At 28.8% G+C, this 22,722-nt stretch carries 19 protein-coding genes and 5 pseudogenes; 12 read left to right on the top strand and 12 right to left on the bottom strand.

From position 1 onward, the window contains the following. Positions 1-142: 142 nt before the first annotated feature. The 6 genes from AJ939_RS00150 to AJ939_RS00130 form a co-directional block, all read right to left on the bottom strand. Positions 143-928, bottom strand: a complete 786-nt coding sequence (locus AJ939_RS00150; RefSeq protein ID WP_044780397.1) for a carbon-nitrogen hydrolase family protein — start codon at positions 926-928, stop codon at positions 143-145. Then, positions 925-1,587 carry an RraA family protein gene (locus AJ939_RS00145; RefSeq protein ID WP_070276029.1) on the bottom strand — a complete coding sequence of 221 codons (663 nt, stop codon included), beginning with the start codon at positions 1,585-1,587 and terminating at the stop codon, positions 925-927. The genes AJ939_RS00150 and AJ939_RS00145 overlap by 4 nt, the downstream gene beginning before the upstream one ends. Positions 1,588-1,605: 18 nt before the next feature. Continuing rightward, a complete protein-coding gene (locus tag AJ939_RS00140) occupies positions 1,606-2,838 on the bottom strand; it encodes an MFS transporter (RefSeq protein ID WP_070276030.1) in 1,233 nt (410 codons plus the stop codon). Positions 2,839-2,977: 139 nt separating this feature from the next. Then, positions 2,978-3,472 (bottom strand): aldo/keto reductase, encoded by a 495-nt coding sequence (locus tag AJ939_RS11040; RefSeq protein WP_250540829.1) that lies wholly within the window; start codon positions 3,470-3,472, stop codon positions 2,978-2,980. Next, entirely contained in the window at positions 3,472-3,825 is a 354-nt protein-coding gene (locus tag AJ939_RS11035) for an aldo/keto reductase (RefSeq protein ID WP_250540830.1), read from the bottom strand. Before AJ939_RS11035 ends, AJ939_RS11040 begins: the two co-directional genes overlap by 1 nt. Before the next feature lie 73 nt (positions 3,826-3,898). After that, positions 3,899-4,480 carry an NAD(P)H-dependent oxidoreductase gene (locus tag AJ939_RS00130; protein ID WP_044780394.1) on the bottom strand — a complete coding sequence of 194 codons (582 nt, stop codon included), beginning with the start codon at positions 4,478-4,480 and terminating at the stop codon, positions 3,899-3,901. Positions 4,481-4,579: 99 nt separating this feature from the next. On the opposite strand from AJ939_RS00130, the pseudogene rrpA reads away from it, so the two are divergent. After that, a pseudogene (gene rrpA, locus AJ939_RS00125) lies at positions 4,580-4,926 on the top strand (MarR family transcription factor RrpA). Continuing rightward, on the top strand, positions 4,914-5,363 hold the full coding sequence (locus tag AJ939_RS00120; RefSeq protein ID WP_052858443.1) for a lipocalin family protein: 450 nt from the start codon (positions 4,914-4,916) through the stop codon (positions 5,361-5,363). The pseudogene rrpA and the gene AJ939_RS00120 overlap by 13 nt, the downstream one beginning before the upstream one ends. 1 nt (position 5,364) lies before the next feature. On the opposite strand, the gene AJ939_RS00115 is transcribed toward AJ939_RS00120, so the two are convergent. Further along, a complete protein-coding gene (locus AJ939_RS00115) occupies positions 5,365-6,441 on the bottom strand; it encodes an NAD(P)-dependent alcohol dehydrogenase (protein ID WP_070276031.1) in 1,077 nt (358 codons plus the stop codon). 273 nt (positions 6,442-6,714) lie between these two features. On the opposite strand from AJ939_RS00115, the gene AJ939_RS00110 reads away from it, so the two are divergent. The 6 genes and pseudogenes from AJ939_RS00110 (at position 6,715) to AJ939_RS00085 (ending at position 15,916) form a co-directional block, all read left to right on the top strand. Continuing rightward, complete coding sequence (locus AJ939_RS00110; protein ID WP_052950170.1) at positions 6,715-7,593, top strand: aminoglycoside 6-adenylyltransferase; 879 nt, start codon at positions 6,715-6,717, stop codon at positions 7,591-7,593. Between the two features lie 61 nt (positions 7,594-7,654). Continuing rightward, positions 7,655-9,949: an EcoAI/FtnUII family type I restriction enzme subunit R gene (hsdR, locus tag AJ939_RS00105; protein WP_070276032.1), complete on the top strand. Its 2,295-nt coding sequence runs from the start codon at positions 7,655-7,657 to the stop codon at positions 9,947-9,949. A gap of 46 nt (positions 9,950-9,995) precedes the next feature. Next, positions 9,996-10,922 (top strand): DUF1837 domain-containing protein, encoded by a 927-nt coding sequence (locus tag AJ939_RS00100; protein ID WP_052521812.1) that lies wholly within the window; start codon positions 9,996-9,998, stop codon positions 10,920-10,922. Then, positions 10,919-13,030, top strand: a complete 2,112-nt coding sequence (locus AJ939_RS00095; RefSeq protein WP_148118593.1) for a DEAD/DEAH box helicase — start codon at positions 10,919-10,921, stop codon at positions 13,028-13,030. The genes AJ939_RS00100 and AJ939_RS00095 overlap by 4 nt, the downstream gene beginning before the upstream one ends. Position 13,031: 1 nt before the next feature. Continuing rightward, a complete protein-coding gene (locus AJ939_RS00090; protein WP_070276033.1) occupies positions 13,032-14,276 on the top strand; it encodes a restriction endonuclease subunit S in 1,245 nt (414 codons plus the stop codon). Positions 14,277-14,422: 146 nt separating this feature from the next. Further along, positions 14,423-15,916 (top strand): annotated as a pseudogene (locus tag AJ939_RS00085) (N-6 DNA methylase). A 76-nt stretch (positions 15,917-15,992) separates the two neighbouring features. On the opposite strand, the pseudogene AJ939_RS11280 reads toward AJ939_RS00085, so the two are convergent. From AJ939_RS11280 to AJ939_RS00065, 4 genes and pseudogenes are all read right to left on the bottom strand, one after another. Next, a pseudogene (locus tag AJ939_RS11280) lies at positions 15,993-16,736 on the bottom strand (carboxymuconolactone decarboxylase family protein). Positions 16,737-16,841: 105 nt separating this feature from the next. Continuing rightward, positions 16,842-17,261: a cupin domain-containing protein gene (locus tag AJ939_RS00075; protein WP_070276034.1), complete on the bottom strand. Its 420-nt coding sequence runs from the start codon at positions 17,259-17,261 to the stop codon at positions 16,842-16,844. A gap of 57 nt (positions 17,262-17,318) precedes the next feature. Continuing rightward, positions 17,319-18,453, bottom strand: a pseudogene (locus AJ939_RS00070) (MFS transporter). A 174-nt stretch (positions 18,454-18,627) separates the two neighbouring features. Next, positions 18,628-19,263 carry an NAD(P)-dependent oxidoreductase gene (locus AJ939_RS00065; RefSeq protein WP_070243219.1) on the bottom strand — a complete coding sequence of 212 codons (636 nt, stop codon included), beginning with the start codon at positions 19,261-19,263 and terminating at the stop codon, positions 18,628-18,630. A 258-nt stretch (positions 19,264-19,521) separates the two neighbouring features. Here AJ939_RS00065 and AJ939_RS00060 point away from each other — a divergent pair, with 258 nt between their 5' ends. The 3 genes from AJ939_RS00060 (at position 19,522) to AJ939_RS00050 (ending at position 21,152) form a co-directional block, all read left to right on the top strand. Then, complete coding sequence (locus tag AJ939_RS00060; protein WP_410002380.1) at positions 19,522-19,788, top strand: winged helix-turn-helix transcriptional regulator; 267 nt, start codon at positions 19,522-19,524, stop codon at positions 19,786-19,788. 83 nt (positions 19,789-19,871) lie between these two features. Next, positions 19,872-20,819, top strand: a complete 948-nt coding sequence (gene arsP, locus AJ939_RS00055) for an organoarsenical efflux permease ArsP (RefSeq protein WP_070243221.1) — start codon at positions 19,872-19,874, stop codon at positions 20,817-20,819. A gap of 9 nt (positions 20,820-20,828) precedes the next feature. After that, positions 20,829-21,152, top strand: coding sequence for an ArsR/SmtB family transcription factor (locus AJ939_RS00050; RefSeq protein WP_070276035.1), 324 nt, complete (start codon positions 20,829-20,831; stop codon positions 21,150-21,152). 7 nt (positions 21,153-21,159) lie between these two features. Here the strand turns inward: AJ939_RS00050 and AJ939_RS00045 are convergent. Next, positions 21,160-21,592, bottom strand: a pseudogene (locus AJ939_RS00045) (MerR family transcriptional regulator). A gap of 113 nt (positions 21,593-21,705) precedes the next feature. On the opposite strand from AJ939_RS00045, the gene AJ939_RS00040 reads away from it, so the two are divergent. Beyond that, the coding region (locus tag AJ939_RS00040) for a cache domain-containing protein (RefSeq protein ID WP_186820908.1) at positions 21,706-22,722 on the top strand (1,017 nt) is incomplete at its 3' end.

The following is a 22,722-nucleotide window of genomic DNA, read 5'->3' as shown; positions in this document are numbered from 1 at the left end:
TTTTAATTCATTGATATTTTCTTGATTCATAATCTGCCTTATAAAAAAAATGATTTTACACAAAAATACTTTTTCAATCCTTTAAAAAATGCTTTAATATTAAAAAATTTTAAAAGATTTTCAAGGCTAAAAAGCCTTGAGTTTATAATTCATAAAGTTCTTTGCGTCTTTGCTCTAAGCAAGGCAAAGTTTTTCTTAGTTGAGCGATTTCTTCTAAATCAATTTGAGCAAAGGCTAGAGCTTCTTCTTCACCCATTTTGATAAGTTCTATGCCTAAAGGACTTATGAGTGCTGATTCTCCTGTGTAGATATTTTTTGTTTGAGAACAAGCACATAAAAATACAGTATTTTCCAAAGCTCTAGCACGAGAAAGTAAAGAAAAATGCTCTTTTTTAAGCTTTCCATCTACCCAAGCTGTAGGCACTAAGATGAGTTTTGCACCTTGTAAGGCTAAGCTTCTAGCGATTTCTGGAAAACGCAGCTCATAACAAACCATCATGCCCATTTTACCCCAAGGGGTATCAAAAGCTTTGATGGGATTTTGTCCTTCTTCTATATCCTTGCTTTCATTATAAGAAAAGGCATTGTAAAGATGGGTTTTATGGTATTTGTGAAGAATTTTTCCTGAATTGACGAAAAGCACACAGTTTTTAACCTTGATTTCGCCTTTTTCAAAAAAACCAAAAACCACAGCGAGTTTTAATTTTTCACTCTCTTTTAGTATGGTTTGAACGAATTCATCTTGTATATCTTGAGCTATATCTTGAAAATTCACACTCCCATCACTTGGAACAAAGGCCATGCAAGTTTCTGGAAAAACCACCAAATGAGCCTCTTGCTTTTTAGCCTCATTTAAAAGTTTTAAAATTTTTTCTAAATTTTCTTGCCATTTAGAGCTTGTTTTAATTTGCGCTAGTGCGATTTTCATTTGGCATCCTTAAAATAATCATTAGCTCCTAAAAGTTCGCTCAAAGCCATACCCTTATCCATCTTTGCTTTAATATCAGCTTCTCCTTCTTGTATGGCTATGGCTCTTGTGGCTAGATTTTTAATATCATCAAATTCAGGATTTAATACTAAAATTCCATCATCGTCGATTAAGATTAAATCTCCAGGATTGACAACAACTCCATCAATAGCAATAGGAACATTTATAGCTCCTTCTATACCTTTAATCCTAGTCGTTAAAGCAGAAACCTGTCTATAATATACATTAACTCCTAAATTTTTAATGGCATTAAAATCCGTAATAGCACCATCAACGATCACAGCCCCAACTTTGGCTGTTTTAGCCCTATAGCAAACCAGCTCTCCAAAAGGCGCTCTTTCATAATCTTTATTTGTATCAATAACGACTATATCACCTTCTTTAGCCAAATCAAACACCTTATGAACAGCAGTTGAGTCCATGTGAGGTATTCTTACTGTTAAGGCATTGCCAACAATTTTTACGCCTTCATGTAAGGCTTTTAAATTTCTAATAAAACCATGATCTTGCATATGTCCTATAGTTGAAGGACAAACCTTTTGACAAAGCTTCATAAGCTCTTCGTCACATTTTTGAATTCTTTGTTTTAAAATAAACATTTTTTCTCCTTTGTAAATTTAGTTTAAAGCGTTTTGTGGTTTGACAAATAAAAAGGCTATTAAGGCTATACTAGCAGGAATAATATTAAAAAATATAGCTACATTCCAGCCCCAATGTTGTACCATAAAGCCCATAATTAGAGGTGATAAAGCAGAACCTAAATTCCCACATAAATTCATATAAGCACTCACCGAAGCAGCTTGATTTCTTCCCTTATCAGCCGCTACAGCCCAAGAGACTACTATAGGTAGACCTATAAAACCAAAACCTAAAGAAAGACTGAGTATGCTAAGAGCGTTATTAGAAGAATAAACCATAGCCAATATTAAAATGTCAAACATTAAAAAACCCAACATTGCCAATAAAGTTCTTGCTTTGATAAAGTTATCAGTTTTTTTGAGTATTTTATCACTTATAATTCCTCCAAAGGCAACAAAAAGACATATCATAATCCAAGGTAAGGAAGCCAAAAAACCAAGTTCTTGTAGATTAAGCCCCTTAGCTTCTTGTAAAAAATTAGGAAGCCAAACTATAAAAAGTCCTGTGATATAAGCACTAAAAAAATAAGCCAAACCTAAAGCATAAAATTCTTTATTGCTTAAGAATTTTTTCCAAGGTATTTTTTCTTTTTTCGTAATAAATCTTTCTTTTTGTATGAATTCTAATTCTTCTTTTTTGATGAATTTATGATTTTCAGGAGAAGAACTGGCTAAAAAATAAAATAATAAAGCGATTAAAAGTCCTATAAATCCAAAAACATAAAAAACACTATGCCATCCATAATGTTCAATAAGCCAAACACAAACAAAAGGAGCAATTACTGGACCAAAATAAGAACCAGTTAGCAAAAAAGAAGCGGCTCTTGCTTTTTCTTTTTTTCCAAACCAATTATTATTAAAAGCTGCATTGCTAGGATAAATAGGAGCTTCACCTAAGCCAAATAAAAACCTCACTATACATAAGATAAAAAAAGTTCCTGCAAGAGGAGTTAAAATAGTAAAACAAGACCAAAGCATTAAACTAATTATAGTCATAGTTTTGTTTCCAAATTTTTGTATCAAAGCCCCACTTGGAATTTGTGCTAAAGCATAAGCAATGAAAAATAAAGAATTAAGCAAACCAAATTCGGTTTTATTAATATTAAAACTTTCCATCATAAAAGAAGCCACCATGGAAATATTTGTTCTATCCATATAGGCAATAAGCCCTATTAAGAAAAACACCCAAGCCAAAAGCCATCTTACTTGCATGCAAACTCCTTTTTTATTTTTATTATAATACCCTTAATAAGATTTGTAGAATTTTTATGTAATAAAAAATACAATAAAATGCAAGTGTGTTACTTTATAGTAATGTGATTGCAGGGTAAAAGCCTTTTTAGGCTTTTACTTAGTATTTGTTTAAATTTCTTGATAAAAAGCTTACTCTTTCGGTATCATGATGGTTTAAAATTTGATACGCATTTGAAGCTAAAGAAGTGATTTTTTCTTTATCTTGCATGTCTAAGCTAAAATCAAAAACATTAAAATTTTGTTTCATTCTATCTTTACTTAGAGTTTTTGGTATCACGGCGATTTGTCTTTCTATGAGCCATCTAAGAACGACTTGAACTACGCTTTTTCCATGCTTTGCACCAATTTGCTGCAAAGTGATATTATTAAAAAGATTATTATGCCCTTCAGCAAAAGAAGCCCAAGCTTGCATGGTAATACCTAGTTTATTCATAGTATTTTGAGCCGAGTTTTGTTGATGGAAAGGGTGGCATTCTACTTGATTTAACATGGGTTTGATTTCATTGTGCAAGCAAAAATCAACAAGACGATCAGGGTAAAAATTGCTCACGCCTATGGCCTTACTAAGCCCTTCTTTATAAATTTCACTCATCACACGCCATGCTCCATAAGTATCATTAAAGGTTGGTGTATAAAATAAAGATCAATATAATCAAGTCCTAATTTTTTAAGGCTTTCTTCAAAGGCCTTTTTTGCTAGCTTTTCGTTTGTTTTATCCACCCAAAGCTTAGTGGTGATAAAAAGTTCTTCACGTTTTATCCCGCTTGCTTTGATTGCAGATCCTACGGCTTCTTCATTATTATAAATTGAAGCTGTGTCGATAAGACGATATCCAACGCTTAAAGCATCTTCTACGCAAGCTTGGGTTTTTTTAGGATCGATTTGAAATACTCCATAACCTAAAATAGGCATTTTATTACCATTTGCTAAAGTTAAATATTGCATATTATTTCCTTTAATCATAATTGTTTATATTATACTATGCAAGGCTAATAAATTTTAAAAAGTTCATTATTTCTCAAGCAAAAATTTTTTTCAAGTGTAATTCATACTCGTTTAGATATTTTTCCACTTGAGGATTTTTTACCACATCATTACACATAAAAGTTTGCAAAGCTTTCATACCTATAAATTCATGAGCCTTATGCAAATGCCAATACACCATATCTACACCCTTTCCTTCAAAAAATTCATTTTTATCATTAAAGGCTTCAAGAGGTGCATTCCAAGTGAGAGAAAACATGTATTTTTTACCATGATCTAAGCCACCTTTTCCGTAGTTTTTACTAGGATTTTCATGAGTTCTTCCATCATTTTTAAAAAGCACTCCAGCACCCAAACCAAACACTTCATCGATATATTTTTTAACTATCCAAGGCTCGCCCATCCACCAAGCTGGCATTTGATAGATCACAGCATCAGCTTTTATAAATTTTTGTATCTCTTCTTTAGGATCATATCCTTGATCTATGTGAGTTTGATCTACTTCGTATCCTAATGTTTTTAAAATTTCTAAAGCATGATTATGCAATGTCAAATTAAGCTGTCCTTTTGAACTTCCAAATTCTTTAGCACCATTAAGCAAGAGTATATTTTTCATTTTTATCCTTTTTTAAATTTTATGATACAATTATAACTTAGCATAATATCATTTTCAATACAGGAAATAAAGTAAGATACTATACTAAAGGAATGTTAAATGACTAAAGAGAATTCTCAGTGCAATTTCGAAGAATGTGGATTTAACTATACTCTAGCATTAATTAATGGAAAATATAAAATGAGTATTTTATACTGCTTATTTCGCTATGAAATCGTGCGTTATAATGAACTCAAACGCTTTTTAAGCTCCATATCTTTTAAAACTTTAACCAATACCTTAAGAGAACTAGAAAATGATGGTTTAATTATCAGAAAAGAATACGCTCAAATTCCACCCAAGGTAGAATATAGCTTATCCAAACGCGGACAAAGTTTAATTCCCATTTTACAAGCTATGTGCAAATGGGGCGAGAAAGACAAAAAGGAAAAAAATGCTTGAATTAATTGGCGAACTTTCTTTACAAAATTATATGGGAGAATGGCTTGAAATGGCTAGAAAACCCGCCTTTTTTCAAAAATCTTGCCTAAATTCAAAGGCAAAATACGAGCTTAAATATAAAAATGGTGTTCCTTATGTAGAGATTGAGAATTTTTGCAGTAAAGAAAATGAAATTTCAAGTATAAAAGGCAAGGCAAAAATCGTTTCAAATAGGCAATTAGCAGTGAGATTTAACATCTTTATGAACCTTTTTAATAAGGTAAATTATGAAATCATTTTTATTGATAGCGAGTATAAAGTTGCCATTGTGGGTAGTCCTGATAAAAAATACCTTTGGATTTTAGCAAGAAATATAATAGATGAAAAAAGCACAAAAGAGCTTTTAGACATCGCTAAGCAAAGGGGATTTGACATTAGCGATGTAGTTTTTGATAAGTATTAAATTATTCTTTTGTCATATCAATAACATAGCGAAATTTAGCCTTTCCTGAGGTTAGATTTTCATAAGCTTTATCGATTTCTTGTGGGGTAATAAGCTCGGTTTCTGGATAAATTCCATGTTTTAAAGAAAAATCAAGCATTTCTTGAGTTTCAGCAATACCGCCAATTAACGAACCATAAACCTTCTTACCTGCCTTATGTACAAGCTCATTTATGCCTATATTTACCTTATCTTCCACAGGAGGTAAGCCAACTATAGCCATTTCGCCACCAAATTTAAGCAAATCCAAATAAATTGCAGGATTATAAGGCGTTGGAATGGTTGAGATGATTAAATCAAAGCGTTCTTTTACGGCGTTTTTATCAGTGCTTGTGTAAAATGAGCTTACACCCATAGCCAAAGCATCGGCTTTTTTGTTTTCATTTCTAGCAAAAACACTAACCTTTGCACCCATTTTAACAGCGTATTTTACAGCCATCATACCAAGTCCGCCAAATCCTGCTATAGCAACGCTTGAACCTTCTTTTATCTTAGAAAATCTTAAAGGCGAGTAAGTGGTAATGCCCGCACAAAGCAAAGGTGCAACCTTATCCATCGGTGCATTTTTTGGCACACAAATGGCAAATTTTTCACTTACAACTATGTTGTTTGAGTAGCCCCCATAAGTGTTTTCATTGCCATGAAATACATCGCAACTATTGTAAGTAAAGATGGTTTTGCCATTTTCGCAAAACTGCTCTTGTGAGCGTTTGCAAGCATCGCACTCACCGCATGAATTTACCATACAACCAACCCCTGCGTAATCTCCTACTTTAAATTTACTCACATTTTTACCCACAGCAATCACTTCTCCTGCTATTTCATGGCCGGGCACGCAAGGATAAGTAGCTTCTCCCCACTCGCTTCTTGCGGTGTGAATATCGCTATGACAAATGCCTGCATATAGGATTTTAATCAAAATATCATTATCGCCAATAGCATGGCGACTAAATTCAAAGGCTGTGAATTTCGCATCCTTGCTAAGCATTGCATAGCCTTTACTTGCAATGCGATTGTTTTCTAAAATTTTATATTGCATTTTCGCTCCTTTTTTTGATTTTTTATAATTATAAAATATTAGAGTAGCTATAAGTCAAGAGAGAAAATAATTTTTTAAAAATTAGAAAAATACTTGATGTGTTAAAATTTTTTGATTTTTTAACGTATTTTTTTATAATGTTAAAAATCTTTAGAAATTTTAAAATATAAAAAATTTATGAAAATTTAATATTTTTAAAATATATCAAAATGGATAAAAATCATTATTATATAAATATAAAACTTTTAAGATTTTTTAAAAAGGAATTTTTAGATGCAAAGCGAAAAAAGAATTTTAGAAAAAATTAAAAATATTGCTTTTATTTATAAACAAATTCGTCTTATAACACTTGAAGGTTCAAGAGTAAATAAGAAAGCTAAAAAGGATAAATATCAAGATTATGATATTTCATTTTTTCTAAAATCTAAAAATTTGAGAAAATTATTAAACCTAAACAAAAGCAAAGATATCAAAAAAGCAAAATTACCTAAATTTATTAAAAATTTTGGAAAAATTTTATTTTATCAAGCGCCTGAAAGCTTTGAATTCTATAAAGCTGATTTGCCTAAAAATTGGGTGAGTTTTTTGGTAATTTTTAAAAATGGAGTGAGAATAGACTTTAAATTTATCCCCTTAAAATCATTGAAACATTATTATAAATTTGAACCTTTAAGCAAAGCGCTTATAGATAAAGATCAAAGATTTAAGAAAACTCAAAATGAGAATGTTTTTTGCATTAAGAAACCAACAGAAAAAGATTTTGATGAAATATGCAATGAGTTTTATTTTACTTTTACAAAATTAGAAAAAGCTCTTTTAAGAAAACAATTTATAATGTCAAATTATTTGTTAAATTCTATGCGTGAAACACTTTTTGATATGCTTAGTTTTAAAGTCGGACTTAAATTTGGTTTTGAAATTTGGCTAGGTAAACAAAATACTGATATTCTAAACTTTTTAAAGCAAAAAGAAATAAAAATTATCTTAAATTCTTTTAATACTACTTCACTTGAACAAATTAAAAAAACAAGAAAAAAGCTTGAAAATTTATTTCACAAAAACACCAAATTTGTAGCAAAAAAGAATGACTTTAAGCTTTTTTCTTATCGAAAAAATGTAAAAAAATATTGCAAAATTTTAAGAAAATTGTAAAGTAACCGTTATTCAAATTAAAATATGTTATTATTGTTTTAAAATTAATTTAGGGTTAAAAATGAATTTTTCAGAGCAGGATACAAGGGTTAAAATTATAGATGAGAAATTAAAATTAGCTTTATGGAATGAAGAAAACATAATAAGAGAATACTATTTTAATGCAGGAAAAAAACTCATAGGCGGCAAAAGAGGGCAAAGAAAATTCGTTGATTATTTACTTAAATTTCAAAACAAACACCTAGCTATCATTGAAGTAAAGAGATTAAGCAAAGACCCGCTTGATGGACTTTCTCAAGCACAAGAATATGCAAAAAATTTAGATGTGCGTTTTGTGTATTGCACAAATGGAGAAAAGATTTATGAATACGATATGCAAAATGCAAGGGGCGAGTATGTGCAAAATTTTGCTAGTCCGCAAGTTTTATTTGAACGTGTTTTTGGGAATTTAAAAGAATGGCAACACAAACTTCTTACACAAAAAGACTTATTTATCCCACAAAAAGAATTAAGGTATTATCAAAAAATAGCCGTTGAAAGAGTGATAAGGGCTTTGATTGAGCAAAAAGATAGAATTTTGCTAACTCTTGCTACTGGTACAGGAAAAACTACGATTGCTTTTGCTTTATGTTATCGTTTGCTTGAAGCTAGATGGAATAAAAATAATAAAGATAAAAAGCCAAGAATTTTATTTTTAAGCGATAGAGTAAGCTTAAGAGACCAAGCTTTAGGCGAGTTTAATTATATTGAGCAAGATTGTAGAAAGATTGATACAAAAGAGCTTAAAAAATCACTCACTCTTCCATCTGCAAATGTGTATTTTGGGATTTATCAAAGTCTAAGTGCTGAAAGTGATATAAACGATGAAGAAAATAAATTTTATTTGCTTTTTCCAAAAGACTTTTTTGACCTTGTGATTATTGATGAATGCCATAGAGGTGGGGCAAATGAGGAAGGTAGTTGGAAGGAAGTTTTAGAGCATTTTTCTTGTGCTACGCATTTAGGACTTACTGCAACGCCTAAGCAAAAAGATAATGTAGATACTTATAAATATTTTGGCGAAAGTGTTTATGAATACAGCCTTAAAGATGGGATTGAAGATGGTTTTTTAACCCCTTATAAAGTAAAATTAGTTACTACAAGTTTAAGCGGTGGTTATACCTATAATCCTAATGATATCATTGAAGGAGAACTTGAAAAAGGGCATTTTGATATAAAAGAATTTGAAAGAAATATAAGCATTCCACAATACAATGAATTTATTGCAAAAGAACTTTTAAAGCTTATAAATACTATGGATAAAACGATTGTTTTTTGTGTCAATCAAGCTTATGCGAGCGAGATAAAAAGAGCTATTGACAAGCATAAAAGCATAAAGCATAATGATTATTGTGTGCGTGTTACAAGCGATGAAGGAATAATCGGGCTAAACTACTTAAAAAGTTTTCAAGATAATGATAAAGCCTTTCCAGTAATTTTAACTAGTTCAAAAATGCTAACAACAGGCATTGATGCAAGAAATGTAAGAAATATCGTGCTTTTAGCAAATATTGGCTCTATGATAGAGTTTAAGCAAATTATTGGGCGTGGAACTAGGGTGTATGAAGGTAAAGACTTTTTTACTATTATAGATTTTGTAGGAGCGACAAAGCTTTTTTATGACCCAAAATGGGACGGACAAAGAATACTAGAAGATAACGAAGATAACAAAGAGCAAAAAGAAGAAGAAAGTAAAAAAGAAAATAACAAAAATGAAAATGAAAGCAAAATAAAGAAAAAAGAAAAAATTACTGTGCATATTAAAGGTACAAAACTTGCGATTTATGATATAAAAACAAGTTATATCGGAGAAAACGATAAACCTTTAGATGCTAAAGAGTTTTTGGAATTTCTTTTTGGAAAATTAGCAAAATATTATCAAAATGAAGCAAAATTGCGTGAGATTTGGAGTGATTTAAATACTAGAAAAGAGTTTTTAAAAAAGCTAGAAAATGATGGAATTTCAAAGGATAGTTTACAGGATTTGGCATTGATATTTGAAAAGGATTGCGATTTGTATGATGTCTTAGCGCATTTAAGCTTTAACGTTGAGCTAAAAACAAGAAAAGAGCGTGTGCAAAATGTAAAAAATAGCTCTTTTTTAAAATCCTTTCACAATGAAAAAGCCTTAAGACTTATGAATTTTTTATTAGATAAATACGAAAATGTAGGTATTGAAGAATTTGAAAAAGGTTTAAAACCATTAATTGAATTAAGTTCTTTAGGAAATATAAAAGAACCTAGTATTGAATTTGGCGGAATAAATGAACTTATGCAAAGTTTTGCTACTTTACAAAGAGAGCTTTACGCGGGGTAATTAAAAAAATTAAGATAAAATTTTTATGATTTACAAAGGGAGATTTATGCAGGGCAAAGAGATAGAAAATATAACAACAATAAACACTTATGTGAAAAATAAAGATAATGTTAAGTTTGAAATTTGTTTTGATTATGCAATAAATGATTTATGCAACAAATTTTTATTATCATTAATCAATGATTATGAAGAAGGTAAGTGGAGATTTGAGAAATTTAATGATTATATCATGAATACATTGGCTGAAACCGCTTTATCAAAAGCAGAAAAGGATGCCTTAAGAGAAGAACCATTTTCTTTGATAAAAGATTCTATCAAAAATTTGAATAAAGGAGAAGGAGAAATAGGAGAAATTTTTCTTTATGGTATTATGAAAAAATATTATAATGCCTTGCCTATTGTGCCTAAGATTTTTTATAAACAAAATGCCAATGATTATGCAAAGGGTGCAGATAGCGTTCATTTAACTATAGAAAATCAAGAATGTCATTTGTGGCTAGGTGAATCTAAATTTTACAAAGATATAAACAAAGCAATTAATGAAGCTATAAAATCCATTAAAAATCTTTTAGTAAAAGACAAGCTAAATAAAGAAAAGTCTATTATTATGGATATAAATGATGTCGAATCTTTTATCAAAGATAAAATCTCTAAAGAAAGTATAGATAAAATAAAAAGAGTTTTAAAACAAGATACTTCCATAGATGAACTAAAGAATATCTTGCATATTCCAATATCAATCATCTATCAATGCGAGACAACTAAAACATATAGCGAGTTATCAGAAGAATATAAACAAAAAATAGTAAATTTTCATCAAGAGAAAGCAAAACAAGCTATTACAAAAATTACCAATGAGCTAAACAATGTGCATAAGATAGAAAAAATAAAATTTCATATCATTTTATTTCCTGTGCCAGATAAAGAAAAAATCAAATGCGATTTCGTCAAAAAACTAGAGGTAGCCAAATGACCAGTGAAAAAATTTTTGATGAATGTGTAAAGATATATGAAAATCTAAATGATAACAACAAAGAAACAGAAGCTAAAGAAAAGCTTTTTTATTTGCTTGATGAAATTCAAGATAAAGCTTTATATCCACCTATATTAAATCATCTTATCAGACAATTTGGGTTGTATCCCTATATGAATCAAGATACTTCAATTTTAGAAGACAAATTCTTACTAGAATGTTTTAAAGCAAATATCGGAGAAGATGAACCAAAAGTTTTACATAGAGAACAATCAAGAGTTTTAAAAAGACTTTTAAGCGATAAAAGTCTTATTCTTTCTGCTCCAACAAGTTTTGGCAAAAGCTTTATTATCGATGCTCTAATAGCTATGAAAAAACCAAAAAATGTATTAATCATTGTCCCTACAATTTCTTTATTAGATGAAGCTAGAAGAAGACTTGTAAGGAAATTTTATAGCTATAACATAATCACAACCACCCAACAGACCGATTTAAAAAATAACAATATCTTTATTTTTTCTCCAGAAAGAGCAGTTGAATATTTTTCATTTATTAATAAAGAAAATATCAGACTTGATTTTTTTATAGTTGATGAGTTTTATAAAATATCAAAGGAATACGGAAATGAAAGATTTGCTCCATTGCAAAATGCTATTTTGAAATATATGGGTATTTCTGATCAAAGATATTACATTTGTCCTAATATAGATAAGATAAAAAATGAAAATAGTATTCTTTGTAAAGGAATGAAATTTGAATGCCTTGATTTCAATACTGTTTTTATTCATATTAATAAATGTTATAAGAATAAGGATTTTAAAAAAGAAGAAAAAATTCTAGAAATAGTAAAAAAAGATGAAAAAACTCTAGTTTATACTCAAAGTCAAAACAGTATAAAGACGGTTTGTAAAATTTTGACAAAAAATATCATCATAGAAAAATCAAATGCTTTATTAGAAAATTTTGTAAAATGGCTATCTATACATTACGGTGAGTATTACCTTAATGATATATTAAAAGTCGGCGTGGGAATACATCACGGAAAGCTTCATAGATGTCTATCACAATTGCAAGTAAGATTATTTGAGGAAAAAGATTCACTAAAAACCATTGTTTCTACCTCTTCCTTAATAGAAGGGGTTAATATTCCAGCAAAAAATCTTATTTTATGGGATAAAAAAAATGGATCAAAAAAGATAAACCATCTGACTTATAAAAATATTATAGGTAGAAGCGGAAGAATGTTTAAATATTTTATAGGCGAAGTATATTTATTTGAATCTCCAAACGAAGATGATAATCAAGAAAAGATATTAGATGTAGAAATCAAATCAGAATCTTTATCTATTAATGATGAGATAAATAATGAAATTCCCGATAATATACAAGCAGAAGTTAAAAATAATCAACTAGAAATAATAAAATTAATAGGAAAAGATAAATTCAATTTGCTTAAAAAAGAAACATTGTTAAAAAATGATTTAGAAGTTATTATAAAAATAATTCAAATACTACAAAGTGAAGATTTTAATTATGAAATTTTTACATATTTATTTAATGATGAACCTGACAAATGGTATATCTTATCTAAAATTGCATCTATAAGAGAATTTCATTGCAATAACATTAATAATACTAGTAATATAAATAATATTGAATTGGTAAAAAAATTATCACAAAATTGGACTAAACCGCTACCAAAACTTATTAAAGATATGGGAATTGATTTGGATGATTTTTTTAAATTTGAGAATCATGTAGCTTTTAAAATTGCATCACTATTTTCCGATATTAACACTTTACAAAAAATACTCTATCCTGAAAAAGGGGTAGATATTTCAAGTTTTGTTACAAAGCTTTCAAATGTCTTTTTGCCATCTGTGGTTTATACTCTTGAAGAATTTGGGCTACCTAGAATCATTTCTAAAAAACTTCATGAATGTGGATTTATTAATTTTGAAAATAAAGAATTAACACTAGAACAAGCATTAGATAAATTTAAAGAACATACGGCCGATGATATAATCAACATATTAAAAGAAAAAAATCTTTACGATGATTTTGAAGACTATATATTAAATTATTTTTATGATGGCTTAGGACAATAAAATGAAAAATTTACCGCAGGGTTGGGAAGTTAAAACGCTTGGAAGTATAGGCTTTTTTATAAGAGGAGTTTCTTATAAAAAAGAGCAATTATTATCCATAAAAGATGAAAAGTCCGTGTATTTATTGAGAGCAAATAATATTCAAAATGAATTAATTTTAGATGATTTGCAAATAATCCCCAAAGAATTAGCGGTTGATAAGATTATTCAAAACAATGATATATTATTTGCAATGAGTAGCGGAAGTAAGCATATTGTTGGAAAAAATATACGTTTAAATGATTTAAATGACTTTACCTTCGGGGCTTTTTGTGGATTATTTAGAATTAATAATTTAAATATTTCTCATAAATTTTTAGCTTTTTATTTAAAAAGTAGTTTTTATAAAAATTATATTTTGAATATTTCTAAAGGTTCTAATATAAATAATTTAAGATTTGCTGATTTAGAAAATTTACAAATCCCGCTACCACCACCAAAAGAGCAAGAAAGGATAGTGGGGATTTTGGATTTTGCTTTTAGTAAGATTGATGAAAATATCAAAAAAGCAAAAGAAAATTTAGCAAATATTGATGAGCTTATACAAATTGCTTTACAAAAAGCTTTCAATCCTTTAAAAGACAACACCAAAGAAAACTACAAACTCCCGCAATTTTGGGAATGGAAAAGTTTAGGGGAGATTTGCGAAATTAATCCTAGAAATAAAATCGATGATGAACTTGATGTATCTTTTGTATCTATGGATAAAATTTTAGGTGGATATGATAATAAATTTTCTTACACAATTAAAAAGTGGGGGTATATAAAAAAAGGTTTTACGCATTTTAGACAAGGGGATATAGGTTTAGCTAAAATTACTCCTTGTTTCGAAAATAAAAAATCTGTAATTTTTGATAATCTTAAAAATGGTTTTGGTGCTGGAACTACAGAATTGCATATTATTAAAGTGAATGATAATGTTTATTCTAAGTTTTTATTGTGGTTTTTTAAGACAGAATGGTTTATTCAAAATGGTATTTTAAATATGACAGGAGCTATAGGGCATAAAAGGGTTTCTAAAGATTTTATCAAATCCCTACAAATCCCGCTACCACCACTCAAAGAGCAAGAGCAAATCGCAGAGCATTTAGATTTTGTCTTTGAAAAGGCAAAGGCTTTAAAAGAGCTTTGCACCAAAGAACTAAAAGAAGATTATGAAGAGCTTAAGCAATCCTTGCTTGATAAGGCTTTTAAGGGAGAATTATAATGTTAAAAAATTTGCCAAATTTTAACACATTGGCTTGATATGTTAAAAATTTTTGATTTTTTAACATATTGCAGTTCAAAAACAAAAATATACAAAAATAAAACTAGACTTTGATAAAATTATTTTAAAGGCTTTAAGGGAAGAAAATGCAAAATAAAATAGATAAAATCACAGATATTTTAAGAAGAGATGATGGTATAAGCGGTGCTATGCACTATACAGAACAAATTAGCTGGATACTTTTTTTAAAATTTTTAGATGATTATGAAGAAGAATTAAAGCTTGAAGCAATCTTAAACAATCAAGAATATAAAAGCATTTTAGAAGAAAAATTTAGCTGGAAGGTATGGGCAACACCAAAAACAAGCGAAGGAAAGATTGATTTTAACAAGGCTTTAAGTGGGTAAGATTTACTTAATTTTGTAAATAAAGAGCTTTTTGTCTATCTTAAAAACTTTAAAAACAATGAAGATTTTAAAAGCATTGAGTATAAAATTGGTGGAATTTTTGAGTTTATAGATAATCGCATTGCAAATGGGCATACTTTAAGAGAAGTGATAAATATCATTGATGAGCTTAGTTTTAGTAAAGAAAGTGATGTGTTTGCTTTGGGCGAAGTTTATGAAAAACTGCTTAAAGATATGGGTAGTGATGGTGGAAATAGCGGAGAGTTTTACACGCCACGCCCTTTGATAAAGGCTATGGTGGAAGTGATAAATCCTAGAGCAAAAGAAAGGATTTACGACCCATCTTGTGGGAGTTGTGGCTTTTTGGTTGAGAGTTTTTTACATATTTTATATAAAGATGAGAGTAGAAAAACAAAGGCTAGTTTGAGTGTAGAAGAGCTAGAGTTTTTACACAATGATGCTTTATTTGGCAAGGAAAAAACTCCGCTAAGCTATGCAATGGGCGTGATGAATATGATTTTACACGGGGTAAAATCTCCAAATATAATAAAAACAAATACGCTAAGTAAGAAAATTACAGATATTACAGAAAGTGATAAATATGAAGTGATACTTGCAAATCCACCATTTGGCGGTAAAGAAAAAGAGCAAATTCAAAACAATTTTACAGTTGCTTCAAATGCTACGGAGCTTTTGTTTTTGCAACACATTTTAAAATCACTAAAAAACAATGCTAGATGTGCGGTTGTCGTGCCTGAAGGTGTGCTTTTTCAAAATTCAAATGCCTTTGTGAGCGTAAAGGCTGATTTAGTGCAAAATTATAATCTTGAATGTATTTTAAGCCTGCCTAGTGGAGTCTTTTTGCCTTATAGTGCGGTAAAAACAAATGTGCTTTTTTTCTCAAAAGGCTTAAATAGTATTTTAAAAGCAAATGATGATAAGGTGTATTACTACGAGCTTATACCACCTTACAAGCTTACTAAAAACAAGCCTTTAGAATACGCACATTTTAAAGAATTTCTAAAATGCTACAAAGAAAGAAAAATCACTGCTAATTCTTGGCTGCTTAGCAAAAAAGAGCTTGAAGAAAGAAATTATGATTTAAGTGCTAAAAATCCAAATGTAAAAGAAGAAAAAATCCTAAGAACTAGTGAAGAGATTTTAAATTCTTTAGAAGAAAATCTAAAAACACAACAAGAATATCTAAATGAGCTTAAAAGCATACTAAAATGATTGCAAGTTTTTTGATAAAACTAATTTACAAATAACTTCTAAGCTCAATTTACAATAAATATTTATTGCTTGCATTCTACTTTTTAATATCATCAAGCAAATTTAGGGCATTTAAAGCCCTTGGATAGCCAATATATGGAATAAGAGCTGCAATGACATTTAGCAACTCTTTTCTACTTTGCCCCATATTAAGATTGCCTTGTATGTGAGCTTTTACTTGATTATCTAGCCCACCAAGTGAGATAAGATACACAAGGGTTAAAAGCTCTCTAGTTTTTAGATCAAGTCCCATGCGTGTATAGTAATCTCCAAAACAATTCGCACTCAAAAAATCATTTATAAAAGCTTTATCTTCTGGGGTAGATTCTATCATTTTAGTGATATTGGCTTCACCAAAAATAGCATTTTGTATTTCCCTGCCTTTTATTTTGCGATTTTCTTGATCTTGTGGAGTTAGAGCTAAGGCGATATTTAGTTTTTTAAACACTTTATTACAAAGGCTTAAAAACACATACTCTAGCAAAACCCACATAAGGTGTAGCTTGATAAATCACTTCTTTGATAACAATAAGACTTATATCGTTCTTGATTGCACCTTGAAATAGAGCTTTAAACTCTATTTTTCCACCTACCGCTAAAGTAGAAGCAAGGGTGATTAAAAAATATTTTTGTGTATCCAAATTTGTTTTTACAAAACTCTCGCCAAAAGTAAAATTTATGTGATTGATAAAATACTCTTTATCACTTGCAAAAAGCTAATCCTTTTTTGCTCCTCCTAAGAGTTTTTAAAAAATTCTCTTGCTTTTTGTCTTAATTGCATGGTTTATCCTTTGTGGTTTTTAAGGTTTATAAAAAAGAGCATTTAAAGATACTCCAAAAACATAAAAGTTTTTATAAAATTTTTGTGTTTTATTTACAAATTTCTTTACTCTCTTGATTCTTTTAAGGCATTTTCATATTCTTCATCACTTACAAGCTCAAGCCATTCTACATTTTTACCTTCTTTCTCACCTGTAAGTGCTATGTGTGCTCCACTACTTGTATTAGTTGCACCATGAAAATGCTTTACTCCTATAGGACAGCTTATCACATCGCCTTTTTTGGCTATAAAGGCTTTTTGCCCTGGAACTTTTGTGATGATTTCACCCTCTGTTACGATTAAGGTTTGTCCTTGAGGATGAGTATGCCATGCACTTCTAGCACTGGCTTCAAATTCAATCAAAGCCCCGCTAAAATTTCTCCACTCATTTGATTTAAACATCATAGAAACTTTTACATTTTTGCTAAAAAATTTACTATCGCCTTTAAAACTTCCATGAATTCCTATTTTTTCTAATTCTTGCATTTTATCTCCTTTTTTAGTATTATAAAACATGAGAGCTACTCTAAGTCAAGTAAAAATTTAAAATCTTAATTTCATTTTTTCTATCCTAGTTCTTACAAAAATCATGATAATTCTTAAAATCAACAAAACAATAGTATTTACGATAATATAACGCGTATCGCTCAAAGAAATCACAAGTTCACAAATAACAGTTCCGGTGCTTAATCCTAATATTGGCCACGCTTATAAAAAGTCTGTTGCTAAAATTAGCAGCCTTTGGAAAGGGATAACTTATCATAAAATGTGTGCCGTTATTCATCACACCTGCTAAAATTCCTAATATAAAGGCAAATATTATAAGTATAATTTCACTATAAAAACTAAAAAGTAAAATATAAAATCCTATTATGATTAAAGGTGTTAAAATCAAAGTAAAATTTGCATTTTTAACAAGGGTCTTTCCGGCTATATAATTGCCTATAATATTTGAAAAACCATAAATAGCCAATACAATACTAATTAAAGTAAAATTCATCTTTCCTACACTATGCAAAAAATCAGAAAAATAAGAGTAAAAACCCCAAATTCCAGCATTTATACAAATAACACAAAGTATGCTAATCCATAAAAGCGGGTATCTTAAGATAAGCAATTGTTTGCTTATTTTTACAGAATTTACTTTTTTAAAATCAGGAACAAAAAATAACATTGCCATTTTAAAACTAAAATTTCCACCAAAATAACTAGTCATAGGTACACGCAAAACCATTCCAGCACTAACTGCTGCAAAAATCTTAGCTGTAGCTTTTGGAATTTCTTTCTTATCTTCGACTAAATTTGTAACCATACTTAGAGCAAGAGCTATATAAATAGGATGAAAAAAAGCAGGAATAGCTCTTAAAATAAGCAATTGCCAAAATTCACTCACAAAAGCAGAAGTTAACGAGCTTAAGATAAACACAGCTAAACAAATAAGCATAAGTTTTTTAGGATTGAAATTTGCACAAAGTAGCGGGACAATAGGGGTGCAAAAAGTTATCACGAGTGCAAAAATACTCACACACCAACCCGCATCTGAAATACTTACGCTGAAATTTTGAGAAACAATAGGAATTATACCCATCATCCCTAGTTCTGTACTCAAAATCCCAAATACCCCTAAACAAAATACTAGAATAATTTGAGCATTTGAAGCTTTATTTAAATTTTTCATTTTATCCTTTCAATTAATATTTTTAAAAGTATAAAAGATGAGAGTAGGTCTAAGTCAATAACTTAAAATAAAAATATTTATCTATTTAAATAAAATCTTTAGAAAAATCTAAAACTTCAAAATAAGTATTTAAAAGAAATAAAAGATGCCTTAAAAATATAAGGCAATCTTTATTTATAGGCTTATTACCCCAATGCGTGTGTTTTCATAGCAAGAATTAAGCACTATGTCTATCATAGCACTAGCATAATCACTGTAGCTGATTTTACTTTCATTGTTGGCATTAACTTCAAATTTTTCACCTATGATTTTATAATGATTAGTTTTTGGAAGATCTGGTGAAAAAATAGCAGATGGGCTTACATATATCCATTTAAAGCCTTTTTCATTGCGTAAAAATTCCAATACTTCCGCACTTGCTTTAGCTATATCCAAATACTCTTTAGGAAAATCAGGCATATCCATAAGTCTTGTAGTATGATTCTCATCCATATATAAACTTCCAGCACCCCCTACAACAAATAATTTAGCCTTACTTCCTTGTAAAATTTTACTCAAATATTCTATGTGCTTTTTGTGTAAGCTTAAATTTTCCCATTCTCCAAAAGCATCGATAATAATATCAAAATCTATCAGATCTTTAGAATCAAGCTCAAAAAGATCTTTTTGTACTATTTTAGCTTGAGGTAAAAATTCATTCATTTTAGAGCTATTGCGTACAAAACATACTGGCTCTAAATTTCTTTTTAAAGCTTCTTTGCTGATTTCTTTACCTATTTTACCGCTTGCACATAAAATTGCTATTTTCATAATATCTCCTTTTTAAGTATTTTTACATAAAAAATGTAATCTTGAAATTATAAATATATTTACCACTAAAAATCAAGTAGATATTATTTTATAATATAGTATCTATTTTAGGAGTATTGTATTATTTTAGTATTTTAATAAGATAAATTTTTTAAAAAATATGTTATAATTTTAAAAAAATAAGGATTTATAATGAAAAAATATCATTCTCTTTGCCCTATTGAAACCACACTTAATTTGATAGGAAATAAATGAAAAATTTTAATTATTCGGGATTTGTTACAGGGGACTAAAAGATTTGGAAAGTTGAGAAAAAGCATTTCATCTACAAAAAATCAAAACATTTCTCAAAATGTCCTTACACAAAATTTACGAGAATTAGAAGAAGCAAAACTGATCAAACGCAAAGTTTACGCAGAAGTTCCTCCAAGAGTTGAATACTCACTTACATCTTTAGGCAATAGTTTAGAATCCATCTTAAAAAGTCTTGAGGATTGGGGAAATAACTATAAAAATATCGTTTAAGAAATATATTAATATATCAATATATATTAATATATTAATTTATACATGTTATATTTTTGGAAATATTTTTAAAAGGATAAAAAATGCAGTCTTTTTTAAATACTTTCAAAGAGTTTTTATATCTATTTACTGAACTTTCTGTACTTTTTATAACTATTTCTTTTTTAGTTTCTATTATCAATCAAAAATACGAAGGAATTTTTAAAAAACAACTTGCTGGTGATAAAATTTCAAGTTATTTTAAAGCTATATTTTTAGGTGCTTTAACGCCATTTTGTTCCTGTTCTACTATACCGCTTTTAAGAGCTTTTTTAGAAGCGAAAGTAAAACTTAGTGTAGCTTTAGCTTATCTTTTTACTTCGCCTCTTATTAATCCTATTATTTTTTCCATGCTTTTTGTAGCTTTTGATTTAAAGTTAAGTTTGACTTATGTGGTTTTTTTGATATTTTTGATATTTATTATTTCTTTTGTTTTTTCTAAATTTAAGGAAGAGAGTTTTTTAAAACATATCCCTAAAAATACAAAATCAAGTATTTTTACCCAAACCACTCACAATTCTAGCAATCTTGTCTTTAAACAAAAATCATGCTGTGCAAATACTCAAGATAAGTCTAAAAATATAACGATAAACTATAAAGAATTATTCAAAGAAAGTTTGAAAAATTATAAAAAATTATTATCTTATATCGTTATGGCAATTTTTATTGGTGCTTTTATTCATGGTTTTATTCCTCAAGAAATTTTACAAAAATACCTAAATGGCAATGAAATTTTAAGCATTATATTAGCTGCCTTTTTAGGAATTTTCCTTTATTTAAGAGTAGAAACTATTATTCCTATAGGCTTAGCACTTTTACAAATGGGAATTTCTCAAGGAGTGATTATGAGTTTTTTAATCGCTGGTGCTGGATGTTCTTTACCTGAGCTTATTTTACTTAAACAAATGTTTAAAATGAAATTTTTATTTTTATTTGTTATGATTATTTTAGGCGTAGCTATATCTTTTGGAATTTTTATTAATTCAATTTAAGGAAATAAAATGCAAAAATTTTTAACCATTGTTTCAGCGATCAATGATGAAAGTAGGGTTTTGATTTTGTATCATCTTTTAAAATACAAAGAACTTTGTGTTTGTGATCTACAAGAACTTTTAAACATGGGTCAATCAAGACTTTCAAGACATTTAAAAATTTTAAAAGATGCGGGTTTTTTGCATGTAAGGCGTCAAGGAACTTGGGCGTATTATGGGATTAATGATAAGCTTTTAAAACTGCATTTAGATCTTTTTGAAAATATCAAAAATTTAGAGCTTAAAAATGCTATTAAAAAAAATGAAAATATTATTACCCAAATTTGCCCTTAATATAAAATCAACCCTTAAACTTATGCAATTTATCACAAGGTTGATAGTTCTTACTTTCTGGATTAAACCTATCGACTTCATTTGCAAGCATTTCTTCATAAATTTTTATCTTTTTGCTTAAAACTTTTTCACTTTCTTTATAATGTTTTGATCTGGTTTTGTAATTTTTTCTTTGTTTGCTTTAACATCTCTTGTCTTTCTTTGGCAGTTTTTATACCCAAAGAGCAAAGTTTTATATAATGTTTGATTTGTTCTATTGGCATACCTGAAATTCTAAGCCATTCTATCCATTTTGCCTATTCTATATCGCTTTTTGAAAAATATTTCACACTATTTTCATCTTTTTGAACAAAAGGAAACAAACCCTTTTTAACCCAAAATCTTAAAGTATGAGCACTAATTTTTGTTTCTTTTTTTACTTCTTTTATAGTATAAGCCATAATTTTCTTCTTTTAAATAATTATTTACAATAAAAGTTTATTTTATATTTTTTTGATAAAATAATACTAGACTTAATTTTAAATTTAAAAATAAATACAAAAAAAGGAAAAAAATGAATAGTATAAAAATCAAACTTTCTCTCATTGCAAATTTAATTGCAATTTTTGCCTTAATTGTTCTAGGTATTGTAAGTTTTTATTTCACAAAAACCTCATTACATGAAACCACTCTTAAAAATCAAATGGACTTGCTTCAAGCCACGCAATCTGTAGTTGAAAATTTCCGTTCTACAAACCAATTTTTTACTAAAAACTTAGAAAAAGATATCACAAGTTTACCTTATCAATCTTTAAATACTGAAGAAAATATTATTAACAATGTCGGTCCTATATTAAAACACTATCGTCATAGCATAAACGCATTAAATATTTATTTAGGTTTAACAAATGGAAAAGTTCTACTCAGTCAAAGATCCAATGACATAAAAATGCCTGAGTTGCGTGATGATTTAGATATAAAGACAAAAGATTGGTATAAAGAAGCTTTAAAAACAAATGATATTTTTGTTACGCCAGCATATTTAGATACAAATTTAAAACAATATGTAATAACATATTCTAAAGCTATTTATAAAGATGGTAAAATCATAGGAGTGCTAGGTGTTGATATACCATCAGAGAATTTACAAAATTTAGTTGCAAAAACTCCTGGAAATACTTTTTTATTTGATCAAAAAAATAAAATATTTGCTGCAACCAATAAAGAATTATTAAATCCATCTATTGATCATTCTCCTGTTTTAAATGCATATAAGGCTAATGGAGATAATAATTTTTTTACTTATAAACTTGATGGAAAAGAAAGACTTGGAACTTGTACTAAAGTTCTTGCTTATACAGCTTGTATTACTGAAAGTGCTGATATTATAAACGGACCTATTCATAAAGCTGCATTTATTCAAGCTATTGTTGTCATTATTGTAGTAGTATTTAGCGTCATCCTCCTTTATTTCATCGTATCAAAATATCTCTCTCCACTTACAGCTATCCAAACAGGTTTAACTTCATTCTTTGACTTCATCAACCATAAAACAAAAAATGTTTCTACTATAGAAGTAAAAAGCAATGAT

The organism is Campylobacter sp. BCW_6889 (assembly GCF_001762535.1).
GTDB classification, from domain to species: Bacteria; Campylobacterota; Campylobacteria; order Campylobacterales; family Campylobacteraceae; genus Campylobacter_D; species Campylobacter_D jejuni.
Note: the sequence above shows the minus strand (reverse complement) of the source record. Positions and strands in the feature narration are given on the sequence as shown.